Origin of the sequence: Allorhizobium undicola ORS 992 = ATCC 700741 (assembly GCF_000621665.1) — a bacterium.
GTDB lineage: Bacteria > Pseudomonadota > Alphaproteobacteria > Rhizobiales > Rhizobiaceae > Allorhizobium > Allorhizobium undicola.
Genome location: NZ_JHXQ01000009.1, coordinates 62585 through 78185, shown reverse-complemented (window position 1 = coordinate 78185; position 15601 = coordinate 62585). Strand labels below are relative to the sequence as shown.

10 protein-coding genes are annotated in these 15601 nt (G+C 58.6%); 3 read left to right on the top strand and 7 right to left on the bottom strand.

Features of this window, described 5'->3' with window-relative positions; translation table 11 throughout:
- Positions 1 to 13: 13 nt before the first annotated feature.
- The 6 genes from T424_RS0111305 to T424_RS0111280 all read right to left on the bottom strand — a co-directional run bounded on the left by T424_RS0111305 (position 14) and on the right by T424_RS0111280 (position 10351).
- On the bottom strand, positions 14 to 409 hold the full coding sequence (locus tag T424_RS0111305) for a DUF6165 family protein (RefSeq protein WP_027487831.1): 396 nt from the start codon (positions 407 to 409) through the stop codon (positions 14 to 16).
- Positions 410 to 460: 51 nt separating this feature from the next.
- Positions 461 to 5071 carry a beta strand repeat-containing protein gene (locus T424_RS0111300; RefSeq protein WP_154664885.1) on the bottom strand — a complete coding sequence of 1537 codons (4611 nt, stop codon included), beginning with the start codon at positions 5069 to 5071 and terminating at the stop codon, positions 461 to 463.
- A gap of 316 nt (positions 5072 to 5387) precedes the next feature.
- Positions 5388 to 6350: a UDP-glucuronic acid decarboxylase family protein gene (locus T424_RS20795; RefSeq protein ID WP_037067456.1), complete on the bottom strand. Its 963-nt coding sequence runs from the start codon at positions 6348 to 6350 to the stop codon at positions 5388 to 5390.
- A 129-nt stretch (positions 6351 to 6479) separates the two neighbouring features.
- The gene (locus T424_RS0111290) at positions 6480 to 7133 is read right to left on the bottom strand and encodes an exopolysaccharide biosynthesis protein (protein ID WP_084268480.1); all 654 of its coding nucleotides are present in this window, start codon (positions 7131 to 7133) and stop codon (positions 6480 to 6482) included.
- Positions 7134 to 7279: 146 nt separating this feature from the next.
- Complete coding sequence (locus tag T424_RS0111285; RefSeq protein WP_027487828.1) at positions 7280 to 9109, bottom strand: ABC transporter ATP-binding protein; 1830 nt, start codon at positions 9107 to 9109, stop codon at positions 7280 to 7282.
- Between the two features lie 78 nt (positions 9110 to 9187).
- Positions 9188 to 10351 carry a M20 aminoacylase family protein gene (locus T424_RS0111280; protein WP_027487827.1) on the bottom strand — a complete coding sequence of 388 codons (1164 nt, stop codon included), beginning with the start codon at positions 10349 to 10351 and terminating at the stop codon, positions 9188 to 9190.
- A gap of 303 nt (positions 10352 to 10654) precedes the next feature.
- Here T424_RS0111280 and T424_RS0111275 point away from each other — a divergent pair, with 303 nt between their 5' ends.
- The 3 genes from T424_RS0111275 to T424_RS0111265 all read left to right on the top strand — a co-directional run bounded on the left by T424_RS0111275 (position 10655) and on the right by T424_RS0111265 (position 14421).
- Complete coding sequence (locus T424_RS0111275) at positions 10655 to 12364, top strand: peptide ABC transporter substrate-binding protein (RefSeq protein WP_027487826.1); 1710 nt, start codon at positions 10655 to 10657, stop codon at positions 12362 to 12364.
- A 136-nt stretch (positions 12365 to 12500) separates the two neighbouring features.
- On the top strand, positions 12501 to 13511 hold the full coding sequence (locus tag T424_RS0111270; protein WP_027487825.1) for an ABC transporter permease: 1011 nt from the start codon (positions 12501 to 12503) through the stop codon (positions 13509 to 13511).
- Positions 13504 to 14421: an ABC transporter permease gene (locus T424_RS0111265; RefSeq protein WP_027487824.1), complete on the top strand. Its 918-nt coding sequence runs from the start codon at positions 13504 to 13506 to the stop codon at positions 14419 to 14421. The genes T424_RS0111270 and T424_RS0111265 overlap by 8 nt, the downstream gene beginning before the upstream one ends.
- Before the next feature lie 48 nt (positions 14422 to 14469).
- Here T424_RS0111265 and T424_RS0111260 read toward each other — a convergent pair whose 3' ends face one another.
- Positions 14470 to 15600: an ABC transporter permease gene (locus tag T424_RS0111260; protein WP_027487823.1), complete on the bottom strand. Its 1131-nt coding sequence runs from the start codon at positions 15598 to 15600 to the stop codon at positions 14470 to 14472.
- Position 15601: the final 1 nt, after the last annotated feature.

Genomic DNA, 15601 nt, shown 5'->3' with positions numbered 1-15601 from the left:
CTCGCGTCAGCCCTCAAGTGCCCGTCGCGGCATAGGGCTTGTAGGACTTTTCCTCGATGATGCCAGAGCCGAGCGCCACGTTGATGTCCCGCTTCAGCTCGGCGCGCCGGTCGTTGGTGATGTAGACCGAGCGCGCAAGCTCGATGAAGCGGCTGCCGAAATCGCCCTCGCGTTCGCAATCGCGGATGTCATCCTCGATAACCCACAGGGCCGTATTCACCTCCCGCAGGTCCTTCATCACCGCGCCCACCGCTTCGTGGGTGGCCACAGGCTGAAGTTTCTCGGTAAGCAGCGCAAGCTCGCGCTCAACATTGGCGCGCTTGCCCGCATCGGCAATACGATCCGCCTTGATCTGAAGGATGGTGATCTTGTCGATCAACTCACCCCAAGAGACCGGAACCTCAATCATTGCAGTTCTCCGATTCGTCTGGACTGAAAGTAGATGGCCGCAAGCGCGCCATCAACTCCAGCGGAAGTCACTTGCGGACATGTTGTCGGCGGTTTTCCCCGACAATGTCATCTGCATGTCCACCGTGCCGTCGCCATTGGTGTCCACATAGAGGGTTGCGGTATCGTTGACGAAATAGGCCTGCGAATTGCCGGTGGCCGAAAGCGTCGTGGACGTGCCCAGATAGGTGAAGGTGCCGCTCAGCAGACCGGAGAAGACAAGCTTGTCCTCGCCGTTCACGAAATCGGTGATCTTGTCCGGGCTCGACGTGCTGGACTGGCTGGTGGAGGTGAAGGTGAAGAGGTCCGAACCCGATCCGCCCGTCACCGTATCCGAGCCGGTGGACATGAACAGCGTATCGTTGCCAGTCCCCAGATCGACGGTTGTGTTGGTGCTGCCGGAAAGCACGATATAATCGGCGCCGGTGCTGCCCGTCACATATTCGATATTCACCGTGGTCAGGGTGGAGGCCGATCCCAGCGTCAGGTGGTCTTCGCCGCTGCCAAGGTCGATGGCGACGCCGGTATACTGGCCCGAAATGGTGATGGCGTCGTCATAAGACGATCCCACCAGCGTTTCCACGCTGGACACGGTTGCGGTCGCGGCCTTTTCGAAACTCAGATAATCCGAACCGGTGCCCATGAAGAACTGGCCGTTGGAGATCTCGGTATCCTTGACATAGACCGTATCGGAATTGGTGCCGCCGGTCACGGACTCGGTGTTGTAGATGCTGATCGTATTGGTGTAGTTGCCCAGCACCACCACATCCGTCCCGTCGCCAAGGTTGAGTTCCATGCCCGTCGCGGCCTCGCCGATCGTCACGCGGTCGGCACCCGAACCGCCGGTGATCGTCTCGACCCCCAGGATCGTCACCGTGCTGGACGAGCTGGCGAGCTTGACCTCATCGGTGCCGGAACCAAGCGAAAGATAACCGGAATAGGTATCGCTGTTTATGGCGATGTAATCGGCATAGGACTGGCCGATAATGGTCTCGGCTCCGGCCACCGTCACGGTATTGGCCGCATCGGCAAGCGTCAGCTTGTCGGTTCCGTCACCAAGATCGATGTAGCCGCTGACCCATTGGGTCGCCAGCGTGATCATGTCGGCATTCGAACCGCCCGAAACGGTCTCGATATTGGAAATGGTTGCCGTCAGACCCGAACTCCAGATCAGCGTATCCTGTCCGCTGCCCAGATCGATATTCGCACCGCCCAGCGAGCCGCTGATGGTCAGCCGGTCATCGCCCGTAGAGCCGGTAATGCTTTCGGTATTGGCAACCGTCACGGTTGCCGCGCTGGAGCCGAAGGTCAGAATATCGGTGCCGCTGCCAAGATCGAGGACGCCGCCCGTATAGGTGCCGGAGAGATAGATGCTGTCTTGCAGCGAGCCGCCCGTCACCGTCTCCAGGTTCTGCACCGTCACCGTATTGTTCGACGAGGACAGGACCAGCGCGTCGTTGCCCGAATTCAGGTCGATGAAGCCGCCGGTAATCTGTTCACCGAGCGTAATGACGTCGGAGCCGACATCGCCCAGAATGGATTCGGTCGAGTAGACCGTCAGCGTTCCGCCGGCAGCGGCAAGCTTCAGCTTGTCGGTGCCCGCGCCCATGTTGAGAATGCCGCCGGTGACGGCATCGGCAAATTCCACATAATCATTGCCCGCGCCGCCGGTGATGGTTTCGACACCAGAGACTGTCACCGAGTTGCCGGAACTGGACAGGATCACGCCATCGGCGCCATCGCCAAGCGCGATATAGGCGGAAGCCCCCGCGGCAAGGGTAATGAGATCCTTCGACGTGCCGCCCGTAACGGTCTCCACGCCGGAAATCGTCGCCGTACCGCCGACATCGCCGATGATGAGCTGGTCATTGCCGTCGCCCAGCGAAATGGTGCCGCCGGTCATGTAGGAGGACAGCGTGACGATATCGTCAACCGCCGAACCCGTCAGCGTTTCGATATTGGCAATCGTGACCGTGCCGCCCTCCGAAGACAATGTCAGCGAATCCAGACCATTGCCGAGGTTGATGGTCATGCCCGTCGTGCCGGATCCCAGCGTGACAACGTCTATATTGGTGCCGCCGGTGATGGTTTCCACATCCGAAATGGTCGCGGTATTGGCATAGTTGGCGAAGGTGACGACATCGGTGCCGTCACCCAGATCGATGGTGACACCGGTTACGGATGCGTTGAAAATGATCGTTTCCGAACTGATGCCGCCGATGATGGTTTCGATATTCACCGCCGTTACGGTTCCGCCCGTATCCAGGAACTGCAACTTGTCGCTGCCAGAGCCGAGGTCGATCTGCGCGGCGGCGCTGAGCGAGTTGACAACCACGACATCGCTGCCGGTACCGCCGGTGATCGTTTCGACATTCGACACGGTAATCAGGTTCTGGCTGCCACTGGCGACATTGGCCATGGTAATGGCGTCGGTGCCGTCGAGAAGATCGATGTCTCCAGCAAAGGCGCTCGTCAGAATGATCTTCTGCGTGCCAGTTCCACCCACAAGCGTCTCGACATTGGCAACCGAAATCGTGCCCGTACCGCTCATGGTCAGAATATCGTCGCCATCCTTGAGATCCACGGTGCCGATCGTGACCGTGCCGGACAGTGTGACGGAATCGTCAGAGGAGCCGCCGATCACGGTTTCGATATTGACGGCCGTCAGCGTGCCTCCGTCATCCCCGATGGTCAGCTTGTCCAGACCCTTGCCGAGATCGATGGTTCCGGCCGTAATGGCGGTGCCAAGCGTGATGACGTCACTGGACGAGCCTGCCGTGATCGTTTCCGCGTTTAGAATGGTGGCCGTATTGACGTAATCGGTAAAGGTAACGCTATCGGACCCTTCGCCAAGATCGATATAGACGCCCTGGGCCGCCCGGTCGAACTTGATGACATCGGTTGCATCGTCGCCCAGGATCGTCTCGGTATTGCGCACGGTCAGCGTTCCACCCTTCAGGATGGTGAGCGTGTCGTTGCCGGAATCGAGATCGACGAAACCGCCCGCAAGGGCGCTGGTGATATAGACCTCATCCGAGCCCGTATTGCCGATCACCGTCTCGATTGAAGCGTAAGAGAGCGTGTTGCTATAGGCCGACAGCATCAGCTTGTCATTGCCGGAGCCGAGCGAAATCAGGCCCCCGGTCAATTGCGACTTGTAAAGAATGATCTCGCTCGAAGACGTTCCCAGGATCGTCTCCGTGTTGAGAATGGTCATCGTCTTGCCAGTGCCGGTGATGGTAAGCTTGTCGTCACCATCGCCCATATCGATATAGGTGCCGGAACTTGACGCAGTGAAGCTGATGATCTCATCGCCATCGCCGCCGATCAGCGTTTCGACACCGCTCAGAACCAGCGAATTGTCGCCATCGGCCAATGTCAGCTTGTCGAGCCCCGTGGAAAGGTTGATGGAGCCCTTGGTCAGTTCCGTCGAAAGGGTGACAATGTCATTCGAGACATTGCCGGTGATGGTTTCGACATCGGCAAAGGTGACGGTGTTGTTGTATTTCGCCAGCGTTACCCGGTCGCCCTCGTCGCCGAGATCGATAAGGCCGCCAGTGATCTGTGTCGAATAGACGAGATATTCCTTGGACGATCCGCCGATCACCGTTTCGATATTCTTGATCGTGGCCGTGCCGCCCTTGTTGCTGAACACAAGGGTATCGGCGCCCGAACCCAGATCGATCAAGCCGCCTGACTGCGCTTCCTGAAGATAGATCGTATCGCTACCCGTGCCACCATAGATGGTTTCGGTACCATAGAGGCTTACGGTATTGGCGTAATTGCCGAGCACCAGCGTATCATTGCCTGTACCGAGCGAGATATAGCCACCCGTAAACGCACTGCCCAGCGTAACGTAATCGGCGCTTTTGCCGCCAATGATCGTCTCGGCATTGCTGATCGTCAATTTGTTCGTATAGGAGGAAAGCGAGACGATATCATCGCCATCGCCTACATTGACGGAAACATTGGAGGTGGAGGTGCTGATGACGATCTTGTCATCGCCATCGCCCGACACGATCGTCTCCGTATTGGACACGTAAACCGTGCCACCACTGTCGCCGAGATTGACATAGTCATTGCCCGTTCCCAGATCGACGCGGCGCGTTGTCTCACTGTCCTCGTTTTCCATGTAGACAATGTCGATTTTCGTCGCGCCGACCACCGTTTCGGCATTGAGAACCGTCACCCGGTTATCGTATTTGCCCAGGAGAACGCGGTCACTGCCGTCACCCATATCGATATAGGTGCCAAGCGCCTGTGCGGAAAAGGTGATGTAATCGTTCGTGGCGCCGCCGGTGATCGTTTCGACATTGGCAATGGTGGCCGTCGCGCCATAATCGGAGAAGGTGACGCTGTCGCTGCCCGCGCCAAGATTGATTGTACCGGACGTGAGCGCGCTATCATAGGTTATGATGTCCGTACTGCTGCCGCCAAGCACCGATTCGACGTTCAGCAGGGTCAATTCATTGTAGTAATTGCCCAGGGTCAACCGGTCATAGCCCGCGCCCAGGTTCAGCGATTGACCGCTCACGGCAGCCGTCAGGATGACGGTATCGGCGGAAGAGGTTCCGCTTACGCTGGCAATCGATGATGCTGTCGTTGTCTTTGCGCTGGTAGCCACGGCAAATCCCCGTTTGTAAGGCGTCAATAAAAAGGCCGGCGACGCTAAAAGGCCGAATACTTTTGCGACATAATCATCGCAAAACTAGGCAATGAAGCTGTTGTGAGGCTTGCGTGATTGCAATTTTCCACACGTGATTGCAGCCACAGGATTAGAAAGAAACCTCTGACAATCCTTGAAAAACAAAGCATTCCGGAAAAATTGCGCCAAAGCACAACCGCGTGGCGGGAAATGGCAATGAAACCTTCAGCCCGGCCTTATGGGCATTTCCGAACGGAAAAACGTGACGACACTTTTCTCGGGACAATGCTTTATGTCAGGCGGCAACCGCGAGACGGCCAAGCTTTTCGGTGAAATAGCGGATCGTGGGAGAAAGGCCGTCGCGCAGGCCGATTTCCGGGCGCCAGCCAAGCAGAGAGGTTGCCCGGCCAATATCGGGACGGCGCTGGACGGGATCGTCCTGCGGCAGCGGCTGGAAGCACAGGCCCGAGGTTGAACCCGTCATGTCCAGCACGAGGCTTGCCAGCTCCAGCATGGTGAACTCGCCCGGATTGCCGAGATTGACCGGCAAGGCATTGGCCTCTTCGCAATTCATCAGCGCCATCAGGCCGCGGACAAGATCGTCGCGATAGCAGAAGGAGCGGGTCTGAAGACCATCGCCATAAACGGTAAGGTCTTCACCGCGCAGGGCCTGAACGACGAAATTCGAAACGACACGGCCGTCATCGGCCCGCATACCGGGACCATAGGTGTTGAAAATGCGGGCAATGCGCACCTGCGTGCCATACATGCGGTTATAATCGTAAAACAGGGTTTCGGCCGCGCGCTTGCCTTCGTCATAGCAGGCGCGGATGCCGGTGATCGACACATTGCCGCGATAGTCTTCCCGCTGCGGGTGCACGAGCGGATCGCCATAAACCTCGGAAGTCGAAGCCTGAAGGATCCTTGCATTGCACTTGACGGCCAGATCCAGCAGGTTCAGCGCGCCCAGCACATTTGTCCGCATGGTTGCGATGGGATCGGACTGATAGTGAACGGGAGAGGCGGCACAGGCCAGATTGTAGATCTGATCGACCGATGCCGAAACGGGCTCCGCCACGTCAGCCTGCATCAATTGAAAGCGGGGATTATCGAGAAAGCCGCGCACATTGTCGATCGAGCCGGTATAAAGATTATCCAGGCACAGCACGTGGTGGCCTTCGCCAAGAAGGCGGCCGCACAGGAACGATCCGAGGAAACCAGCGCCGCCAGTGACCAAAATCCGCTTTTTATCGACCATTGCTCGCCCCTCATGGCAAATCATCTGGCGGGTCGCAGTGCCTTCCTGCCATGAAACAAGCAATCAGACACATTCATCACCGCGATCCAGCCATAGATTGCGATGACAAGCTTTCGCGAAGCTTGCGGATCAGGAAAAGGCCGCGGCAAAGACCAGCAGGGCGGCCTTGGCCAGGGCGAAAATCACGCCAGCGACCACGGCAAGCGACAGAATTGCCACGATCATCCCGGCAAGCGCATAGACGCCGTCCTTTTCCAGAAGGGCAAAGGCAAACAAGGTGAGCGCGATGGCGGGCAAAATATTGCCAAGCGGAATGGGCAGGGCAAGAATGACGGCAAGGACGAGGCCGATGGCGCCGAGCAGATGTTCGGCCGGACGTTCCACCAGAAAGGAAAGCCGTGGCCTGAGAAGCCTCTCGCCGCGCTCCAGCCAAGGCACCATGCGTTGAACGAGGGCGGCGAAATCGGCCCGCGCCAGCGAGCGCGCCGCAATGATACGCGGCAGCCACGGCTTCAGCCCCAGCATAAGCTGCGCCAGCAGGAACACCAGCGGCGCGCCGGTCACGGCAGAGGTTCCCGGCGGTGTTGGAATAATGTTGGGAAGTGCAAAAATCAGGATCAGCGCCCCGAAGGCCCTGTCACCCATTGCGTCGAACAGGTCGCCTATGGAAATACGCTCGCGGCTCTCATCGCCGGCAAGCCTCCGCAAAATGCCGGAGAGACGAGAGTCTTCCCCTTGTTCGCGTATCGGCGCGTCTCGTTCCCCCCTCACCCGTTCTTCCATGCTCACCCCACACCCCGCCAACGGCATTCCACGCCGCAGATCGCCATTGCACCCTTGCAGCCAAGTCCTGCGCCGATGCGAAAGTGGGAAGCGCGATCGGCTTGCGCAAGAAGACCGTGCGCATATGTCCGTAGTGACGGCAACGATCAGGCCGCGACCTGCACCAGATGGCCTTCCGCTACCTCGACATAGCGGCGGGGCGGCGGCTCGTAGCCGAGGGGGCGGATGGGGCTTTTCAGCTCGTCTTCGCCAATGCGTCTGGTGAGATTGCGCCGCGAAGGGTCCGGCACCGGAACAGCCGACAAAAGTCTTTTCGTATAGGAATGCTGCGGATTGCCGAACACGGCGTGACGCGGCCCGATTTCAACGATTTCGCCCAGATACATCACCGCTACACGATGGCTGACCCGCTCCACCACCGCCATATCGTGGGAAATGAACAGATAGGCAAGATTGAAGCTTTGCTGCAAATCCAGCAGAAGATTGCAGACCTGCGCCTTTATCGACACGTCCAGCGCCGAGACCGCCTCGTCGGCCACGATCACCTTGGGATCGAGCATCAAGGCACGCGCAATCGCGACACGCTGCCTCTGGCCGCCGGAAAATTCATGCGGGTAACGCCCCATCATATCCGCGCCAAGGCCCACCCGCTCGAGAAGCGCGGCAGCTTTTTCACGGGCGGCGGCGCGCGTGCCGAGGCCGTGTTCCAGAAAGGGCTCCATCACCGCCGATCCCACCGTCATGCGCGGGTCGAGGCTGGCAAAGGGATCCTGAAACACCATCTGGATGCCAAGGCGCATCTTTCTGAGGCTCGCATCATCCAGCGCCATGACATTATAGCCATCCATTTCAATATTGCCGGAAGTGGGCTGCACGAGACGGGTGATGGAGCGGCCCGTGGTGGACTTGCCGCAGCCCGATTCGCCCACCAGCGAAAGCGTTTCACCCGGCAGGAGGCTGAAACTCACATTTTCCACCGCATGGACCGCGCCGGACCGGCGAGCGAACAGACCGGACCGAATATCGAAGCGCGTGGTGAGGTTGCGCACCTCCAGAATAGGCCGCCGGGCGGGTGGGGTATCCATTTCCCGCTCCTGCACGACCTCGGTGCCGGTCTTGATGTCGATCACGGGAAAGCGCACGGGATTTTGTCTGCCATCCATGGAACCAAGCCGGGGAACCGCCGAGAGCAGCGAGCGCGTATAGGGATGGCGCCCGCGATTGAACACATCGTCCGTGCTGCCGTCTTCCACCATATCGCCACGAAACATCACGATGGTCCGATCCGATACTTCCGCCACCACCCCCATGTCATGGGTGATGAACAGCACCGACATGCCGTCCTCTTCCTGAAGCGTTTTGATGAGATCGAGGATCTGCCCCTGGATGGTCACGTCAAGCGCGGTGGTCGGTTCATCGGCGATCAGCAGTTTGGGCCGCGAGGCAAGCGCCATGGCAATCATCACCCGCTGGCGCATCCCACCCGAAAACTGATGCGGATATTCATCGAAACGGCTCCTGGCATTGGGAATGCGGACCTTGTCGAGCAGGCGCAGCACTTCCTCCTTCGCCTCGGACCGCGACATGTCACGATGGCACAGAATGGCCTCGGCAATCTGACGACCAATGGGAAAGATCGGATTGAGGCTGGTCATCGGCTCCTGAAAGATCATGGCGATCTCGTTGCCGCGCACCCGCCGCATGTCTTCGGCCCCAAGCCCCAGCAATTCGCGCCCCTCAAGGCGAATCGAGCCCTCGACGCGGCTTTGTCCCCTTGGCAGCAATTGCATGATCGAAAGCGATGTGACGCTTTTGCCAGAGCCGGATTCCCCGACGATCGCAACGGTTTCTCGCGCACCGACATCGAAATTGAGGTCGCGCACGACCGGCTTCCATCCGTTTGCGACCTTGAAGGACGTGGTCAGGTTCCTGACCGAAAGCACCGGCTTGCCTGCGCTGTCATCACCCGTGAACATCATGCCTGATTTCCCCTTTTGCACTATTGCCTGCATCGGCAGCGCGGCTTATGCGCTGCCCGGACGAAGAGGAAAGGCTCACGCGGCCAGTCGCGATTCCGCCAGCGAAATCCAGTAGCTGATTCCGTAGGGAATGGCCTCGTCATTGAAATCATAGGCGGGGTGGTGAAGATTGGCTGTATCGCCCACGCCCAGAAAGATAAAGGCACCGGGCCGCGCTTCCAGCATATAGGAAAAATCCTCCGCCCCCATCTTGGGCGCCATATCGGTTTCCACCCGCCCCTGCCCCGATACGCCTGCGGCAATGGAGGCGGCGAAATCCGTTTCATCTGCGTGATTGAAGGTGACGGGATAGCCGCGATGATAGGAAACCTCGGCCACCGCGCCATGTGCCATGGCGGTGGCCCGCGCCACCTCGCCAAGCCGCCGCTCGGCGAAATCGCGGATCTCCGGCAGGAGCGTCCTTACGGTTCCCGTCAGCTTCACGTCCATGGGGATGACATTGTAGGCATCGCCGCCATGCGCCGTGGTCACACTGATCACCAGCGACTTTAACGGGTCGATTTCCCGCGAGACGATGGATTGCAGGGCAATAACCACATGGGCGGCGGCCAGTACCGGATCGACCGAAAGATGCGGCTGGGCGGCATGGCTGCCCTTGCCGGACACCACGATCTCAAACGTATCGGAGGCCGCCATCAGCGAGCCCTTGCGAATGGCGAAATTGCCAAGCGGCACGCCGGGCGCGTTGTGCATTCCATAGACCTCGCCAATGCCGAAGGTCTCCATCATGCCATCCTCCACCATGGCAAGACCTCCACCGCCGCCCTCTTCGGCGGGCTGGAAGATCACCGCGACGGAACCGGCGAAATTGCGTGTCTCGCACAGGTATTTGGCCGCTCCCAGCAACATGGCGGTATGGCCATCATGTCCGCAGGCGTGCATTTTTCCCGCAACCTTCGAGGCCCAGGGCAGGCCGCTGATTTCGGCAATGGGCAGTGCATCCATATCGGCCCGCATTCCCAGAACAGGCCCCGCGCCCTTTGCCCCGCGTATGAGGCCGACTACACCCGTTCGGCCAATTCCGGTTGTAACAACGTCACAACCGAATTCCCGCAACTTCTGCGCCACGAAATCAGCCGTTTCATGCACGTCGAAGAGGAGTTCCGGCCGTTCATGCAAATGGCGCCGCCACGCCGCCACCTCTGGCTGGAGTTCTTCCGCGCGGTTCAAAATGGGCATTTCACACCTCTTTTGCTGGTCCCCATACCGGTTTTGCGCAATACTGATCTCTTCCGGACAAGTTTTGCAAGACGTTATTTTTCATCTTGAACGAAAAATAATCGTATGCTTTCATAGCTCAAATTTTATGCACAGACCAAGTCAAGAAGGAATTCAGGGTTGTATTTTTCGCCGACCGGCTGCGGTCGGCCGCTCCTCACCCGTGCAATAAATACAACCATGTGGCGTATTGGCGCGATAGGCTCGCATTGCCGCAGCCACGGTCACGTTCTTGAAAAAACACCAAAAGGGGAACAGCAGGACATGCGTAAGATCGGGATATTACTGGCAGGGTCCGTGGCCGCCTTCATGGCAGCCAGTGCGCCAGCCAGCGCTGAACGGGGATCGGATGGAAATTTGAAGATCCTGTTCTGGCAGGCCGTTTCCACCATGAACGTCTATCTTTCCGGCGGCACCAAGGAGCAATATGCCACCGCGATGGTCGTCGAGCCGCTGGCGGGATTCGATGAAAAGGGCACTATCTATCCAAGACTGGCGGAGACCATTCCCACTGTAGAAAACGGCGGCATTTCACCCGACCTCACGACGATCACCTGGAAGATCAAACCGGGCCTGAAATGGTCGGACGGCACGGCCTTTTCGGCAGAGGACGCGGTCTTCACATGGAAATATTGCACGGCCGAAGGCGGTGGCTGCGCCCAGAAATCCAAGTTCGAAGGCATAAAAACCGTCGAAGCCCCCGACCCGCTCACCGTCAAGATCAGCTTCACCGCACCCAAGCCCTATCCTTACACGGCTTTTGTCGGCGTACTTTCGCCGATATTGCAGCAGGCGCAGTTCAAGGACTGCCTCGGCCCCAAGGCGCCGGAATGCACCAGCGCCAATTTTGCCCCCATCGGCACCGGCCCCTTCAAGGTCAAGGAGTTCAAGCCGAATGACGTGATCACCTTTGTGGCCAACGAAAACTACCGCGATCCGTCCAAACCGCATTTCGCCAGCGCAACACTCAAAGGCGGCGGCGACGCCCTTTCTGCGGCCCGCGCCGTGCTGGAAACCGGCGAATATGACTATGCCTGGAACATGCAGGTGGAACCTGAAGTGCTGCAAACCCTGCTGGCAGCGGGCAAGGGCACGATCCACACCGCCTTCGGCAGCCAGGTGGAGCGCATCAATATCAACTTTACCAACCCGGATCCGGCACTGGGCGCAAAGCGTTCCACTCGCGAAGGCGGTGCGCATCCGGCCTTTGCCGATCCTGCCGTGCGCAAGGCGCTGGCGCTGGCCATCGACCGTGACATTATCGTGGAGGCCGGCTATGGCGCGGCAGGCAAGCCCACCTGTAATATCATTCCTGGTCCCGATGCCTATGTCTCCACGAAAAACGATAGCTGGTGCCTGAAGCAGGACATTGAAGGCGCCAACAAGCTGCTGGACGACGCAGGCTGGAAGAAAGGTGCGGATGGCATTCGCGCCAAGGGCGGCGTCAAGCTTTCCTTCCTCTACCAGACTTCGACAAATTCGGTGCGCCAGGCCACTCAGGCACTGATCAAGGACATGTGGGCGCAAATCGGCGTGAATGTCGAACTGCGCAATATCGCGGCTTCCGTCTTCTTCGGCGGCGACCCTGCCAGCCCCGACACCTTCCAGAAATTCTATGCCGACCTGGAAATGTATACCAACAATTTCGACGGCACCGATCCCGAACCTTATCTGGTGCAATGGATGTGCGACAAGATCCCTGCCCCGGCTAATGGCTGGCAGGGAGAGAACATGCCGCGCTACTGCAATCCCGACTATGACAAGCTGGCCACGGAGCTGACGCGAACGGTGAAGCTGGAAGAGCGCGCCGCATTGGTCAAAAAGCTGAACGACATGCTCACCGAGGATTTCGTTCACATTCCACTGGTCTATCGCGGCCAGCCATCCGCCTATGCCACAAGCCTCGACAACATCAAGGCAACGGGCTGGGACGCCGAAACGTGGAACATCCAGGACTGGGCGCGCAAAAAATAATGCTCCCGGCGCCTCAGTATTTACAAGCGGAAACCCGGTTTCCGCTTTTCCTGAAAGCTTCTTGAAACAGATAGTCAGACCGCCTCATTGTTTGCGTCAAAAACGTGAGGCGGTGTAAAGCCGGAAAAGGTTTTCAATGTTTACCTACACGCTCCGGCGATTGCTGTTTGCGATCCCGACCCTGCTTGCCATCAGTTTCATTATCTTCGCGCTGCTGGCCATGGCACCCAGCAATCCGCTCGGTGAGTTACCCTTGACCATCCCGCCGGACGTGCGGGCGGAAATGCGCGCCGCCCTTGGCCTTGACCAACCGCTGCTGATCCAGTTCTCCAAATGGCTCTACCAGTTTTGCATCAACGAGCCGCTGAACATCCTGCAACAGACGACCGGCATCACCATAGGCGATCCCAACCGGCTGCGCATTCTCTCCTGGACAACCCGCAGCCCGGTCGTGGACCTCATCGTGCAGCGCCTGCCGCAGACGCTCTGGGTGGTAGGGCTCGCCTATCTGTTCGGCGTGCTGCTCTCCATCCCCATCGGCGTCATATCCGCTTACCGGCAATATTCGATTTTCGACCAGATCGGCACCTTCATCTCCATGGTCGGTTATTCCGTGCCCACCTTCTTCACCGGCGTGGTGCTGATCGTTATCTTTTCCTCCACCCTCCACTGGTTCCCGTCCGTCTATGATACCAATCTCGTGGTGCGCGACTGGGACAGCTTCGTGCTTCAAGTGAAGCAGATGTTCCTGCCGGTGCTGGTGCTGACGCTTTATAACACCTCGCAGATCAGCCGCTTCGTGCGCGCCTCGATGCTGGACAACCTGCATCAGGATTATGTGCGCACCGCCCGCGCCAAAGGCGTGAAGGAAAAGACCGTGCTGCTCGTGCATGTGCTGCGCAACAGCCTGATCCCGGTGGTGACGGTGATTGCGCTTGGCGTGCCGACCATTTTTTCCGGTGCCATCATTACCGAACAGATCTTCCGGGTGAACGGGCTTGGTCAACTGCTGATCACCGCCATTCAGGCGGGCGACCTGCCGCTGGTGCAGACACTGACCTTCATTTTCGCCGTGCTGATCGTGCTGTTCAACCTGATTGCCGATGTACTTTACGGCATTCTCGACCCGAGGATCCGCTATGACTGACGCCGCCCTCAGCCACGCAAGCGAAATGCCGCGCCCTCAATCCCTTCGCGGCCAGCTCTGGGGCCAGTTTCGACGCCATACAGGCGGCCTCATAGGCTTGATCGTTTTTCTTTTCATCGTGCTTTCCGTCTATATCGGGCCGCTGCTCCACACGGTTGACCCAAACAAGATCAATATTCGCGAGAAAAACCAAGGGCCGTCTCTCGCGCATCCCTTCGGCACCGACAATCTGGGCCACGACCTGTTCGCCCAGGTTATGGCAGGTGGGCAGATCTCGCTTGCCGTCGGCATCACCGCCATGTTGATCTCGCTTTTCGTCGGCACGCTGGTGGGTGTGCTGGCGGGCTATTTCCGCCGGATCGACGGACCGCTGATGCGCTTGACGGATCTTTTCCTGGCGCTGCCCATTCTGCCGCTGCTGCTGGTCATCACCATGCTTTTCCGCGATCCGCTGCGCGCCGCCTTCGGGCCGGAAACCGGCATCTTCATCCTGATCGTCACCGTGATCGGCATCACAAGCTGGATGCACACGGCCCGCATCGTGCGCGGCGACGTTCTGACGGTCAAATCCCAGGAATTCATTCTCGCCGCAAAATCCTCCGGAATGCGGGACTATCGCATCGTCCTCAAGCATATCCTGCCCAATGTGCTGAGTTCGATCATGGTTTCGGCCACACTCGGCATTGCCTCGGCCATCATCACGGAATCGGCATTGAGCTTTCTCGGGCTCGGCTTTCCTTCCGATTTTCCCACCTGGGGACGTCTGCTCTATGATGGCGTAAGCTTTCTGCAAATTACCCCTTCACGGGTGATCTGGCCGGGGCTGGCCATTTCCCTTACCGTCCTCAGCGTGAACTATATTGGCGACGGCATTCGCGACGCGCTCGATCCGCGCTCGCTCAAACGATGAATCGCTCCAACTGTTTTTTACAGATTTTTGGACAAAAACTGGTTCGAACTACTGCTGGGCGGCAATAAAGCGTCTGAAGCGGGTAAGGCTGAACAGGAAGAATACGAGCCCTATGGCGAAGGTGGCCGCAAATTGCGGCCACACCACATCAAAGCCCGCGCCGCGATAGAGAATGGCCTGCGAAAACCCGACGAAATGGGTGGAGGGCGAAAGCTGCATGGCATTTTGCAGCCATTGCGGCTGGCTTTCGATGGGGGTGAAGCCGCCCGAGAGAATGTTCATTGGCAGGGCGGTCAGAATGAACAGCAGCGCCATTTGCGGCATACTGCGCGAGATGGTGCCGAGAAACAGGCCAAGCGAGGTGGCAAAGAACAGATAAAGCACCACCCCCGCTGCATAAAGAACGAGGGAGCCGGAAATCTCCATGCCCAAAATCTTCACCAGCACCAGCATGATGGCAAGCAGAGTCATGAGCAGAATGACAAGACCATTGGCAATAAGCTTGCTGACCATGATTTCCAGCGGCCGCACCGGCATGACCAGCAGATGCTCCAGCGTGCCATGCTCGCGCTCACGCACAAGTGCAGCGCCAGCCAGCAGGATGGCCAGCATTGTGACATTATTGATAAGCCCCATGGTTCCGGTAAACCATTCGGAATTGAGCCCCTGATTGAAGGCAAGCCTTGTGACGACACCGACGGGCTGGGCGGTGGAAATTCCGGCCCGCCTGCCATAGGCGGCAACCTCCTGCGCCACGACCTGCTGGATGTAACCGGAGCCGATGCCCGCCTGCATCAGGGCCGTGGCATCGATGAGAAGCTGAAGCCGTGGGCTGCGCCCTTCCAGAACATCCGCCTGGAAATGTTCGGGAATGTCCATCACGAAGGTAAATTGCCCCCGGTCCATGGCGCCGTCCACATCCTGAGGCGCAATCGCCACGGCGGATTGAAAGCGCGGCGGCAACAGCCCCGCGACAATGGCCGTCGAAAGCTGGGAAACGTCCCGGTCCACCACTGCAATCGTTGCATTTCTGAGATCGTGAGAAAGGCCGGTGGCCTGCGCATAGATCGCCAGCGAAAAGGCATAGATCACCACGCCCATCAGCACCCTGTCGCGCAAAAGGCCGATCAGTTCCTTTTTCAGCAGGGCAAAAACGGTTCGCGTATCGAAACCCGCCATG

Bases quoted from the DNA above. Each gene is read 5' to 3' on its own strand.
- T424_RS0111305 (WP_027487831.1), bottom strand. From the start codon at position 409: ATGATTGAGGTTCCGGTCTCTTGGGGTGAGTTGATCGACAAGATCACC.
- T424_RS20795 (WP_037067456.1), bottom strand. From the start codon at position 6,350: ATGGTCGATAAAAAGCGGATTTTGGTCACTGGCGGCGCTGGTTTCCTC.
- T424_RS0111290 (WP_084268480.1), bottom strand. From the start codon at position 7,133: ATGGAAGAACGGGTGAGGGGGGAACGAGACGCGCCGATACGCGAACAA.
- T424_RS0111285 (WP_027487828.1), bottom strand. From the start codon at position 9,109: ATGTTCACGGGTGATGACAGCGCAGGCAAGCCGGTGCTTTCGGTCAGG.
- T424_RS0111280 (WP_027487827.1), bottom strand. From the start codon at position 10,351: ATGCCCATTTTGAACCGCGCGGAAGAACTCCAGCCAGAGGTGGCGGCG.
- T424_RS0111275 (WP_027487826.1), top strand. From the start codon at position 10,655: ATGCGTAAGATCGGGATATTACTGGCAGGGTCCGTGGCCGCCTTCATG.
- T424_RS0111270 (WP_027487825.1), top strand. From the start codon at position 12,501: ATGTTTACCTACACGCTCCGGCGATTGCTGTTTGCGATCCCGACCCTG.
- T424_RS0111265 (WP_027487824.1), top strand. From the start codon at position 13,504: ATGACTGACGCCGCCCTCAGCCACGCAAGCGAAATGCCGCGCCCTCAA.
- T424_RS0111260 (WP_027487823.1), bottom strand. From the start codon at position 15,600: ATGGCGGGTTTCGATACGCGAACCGTTTTTGCCCTGCTGAAAAAGGAA.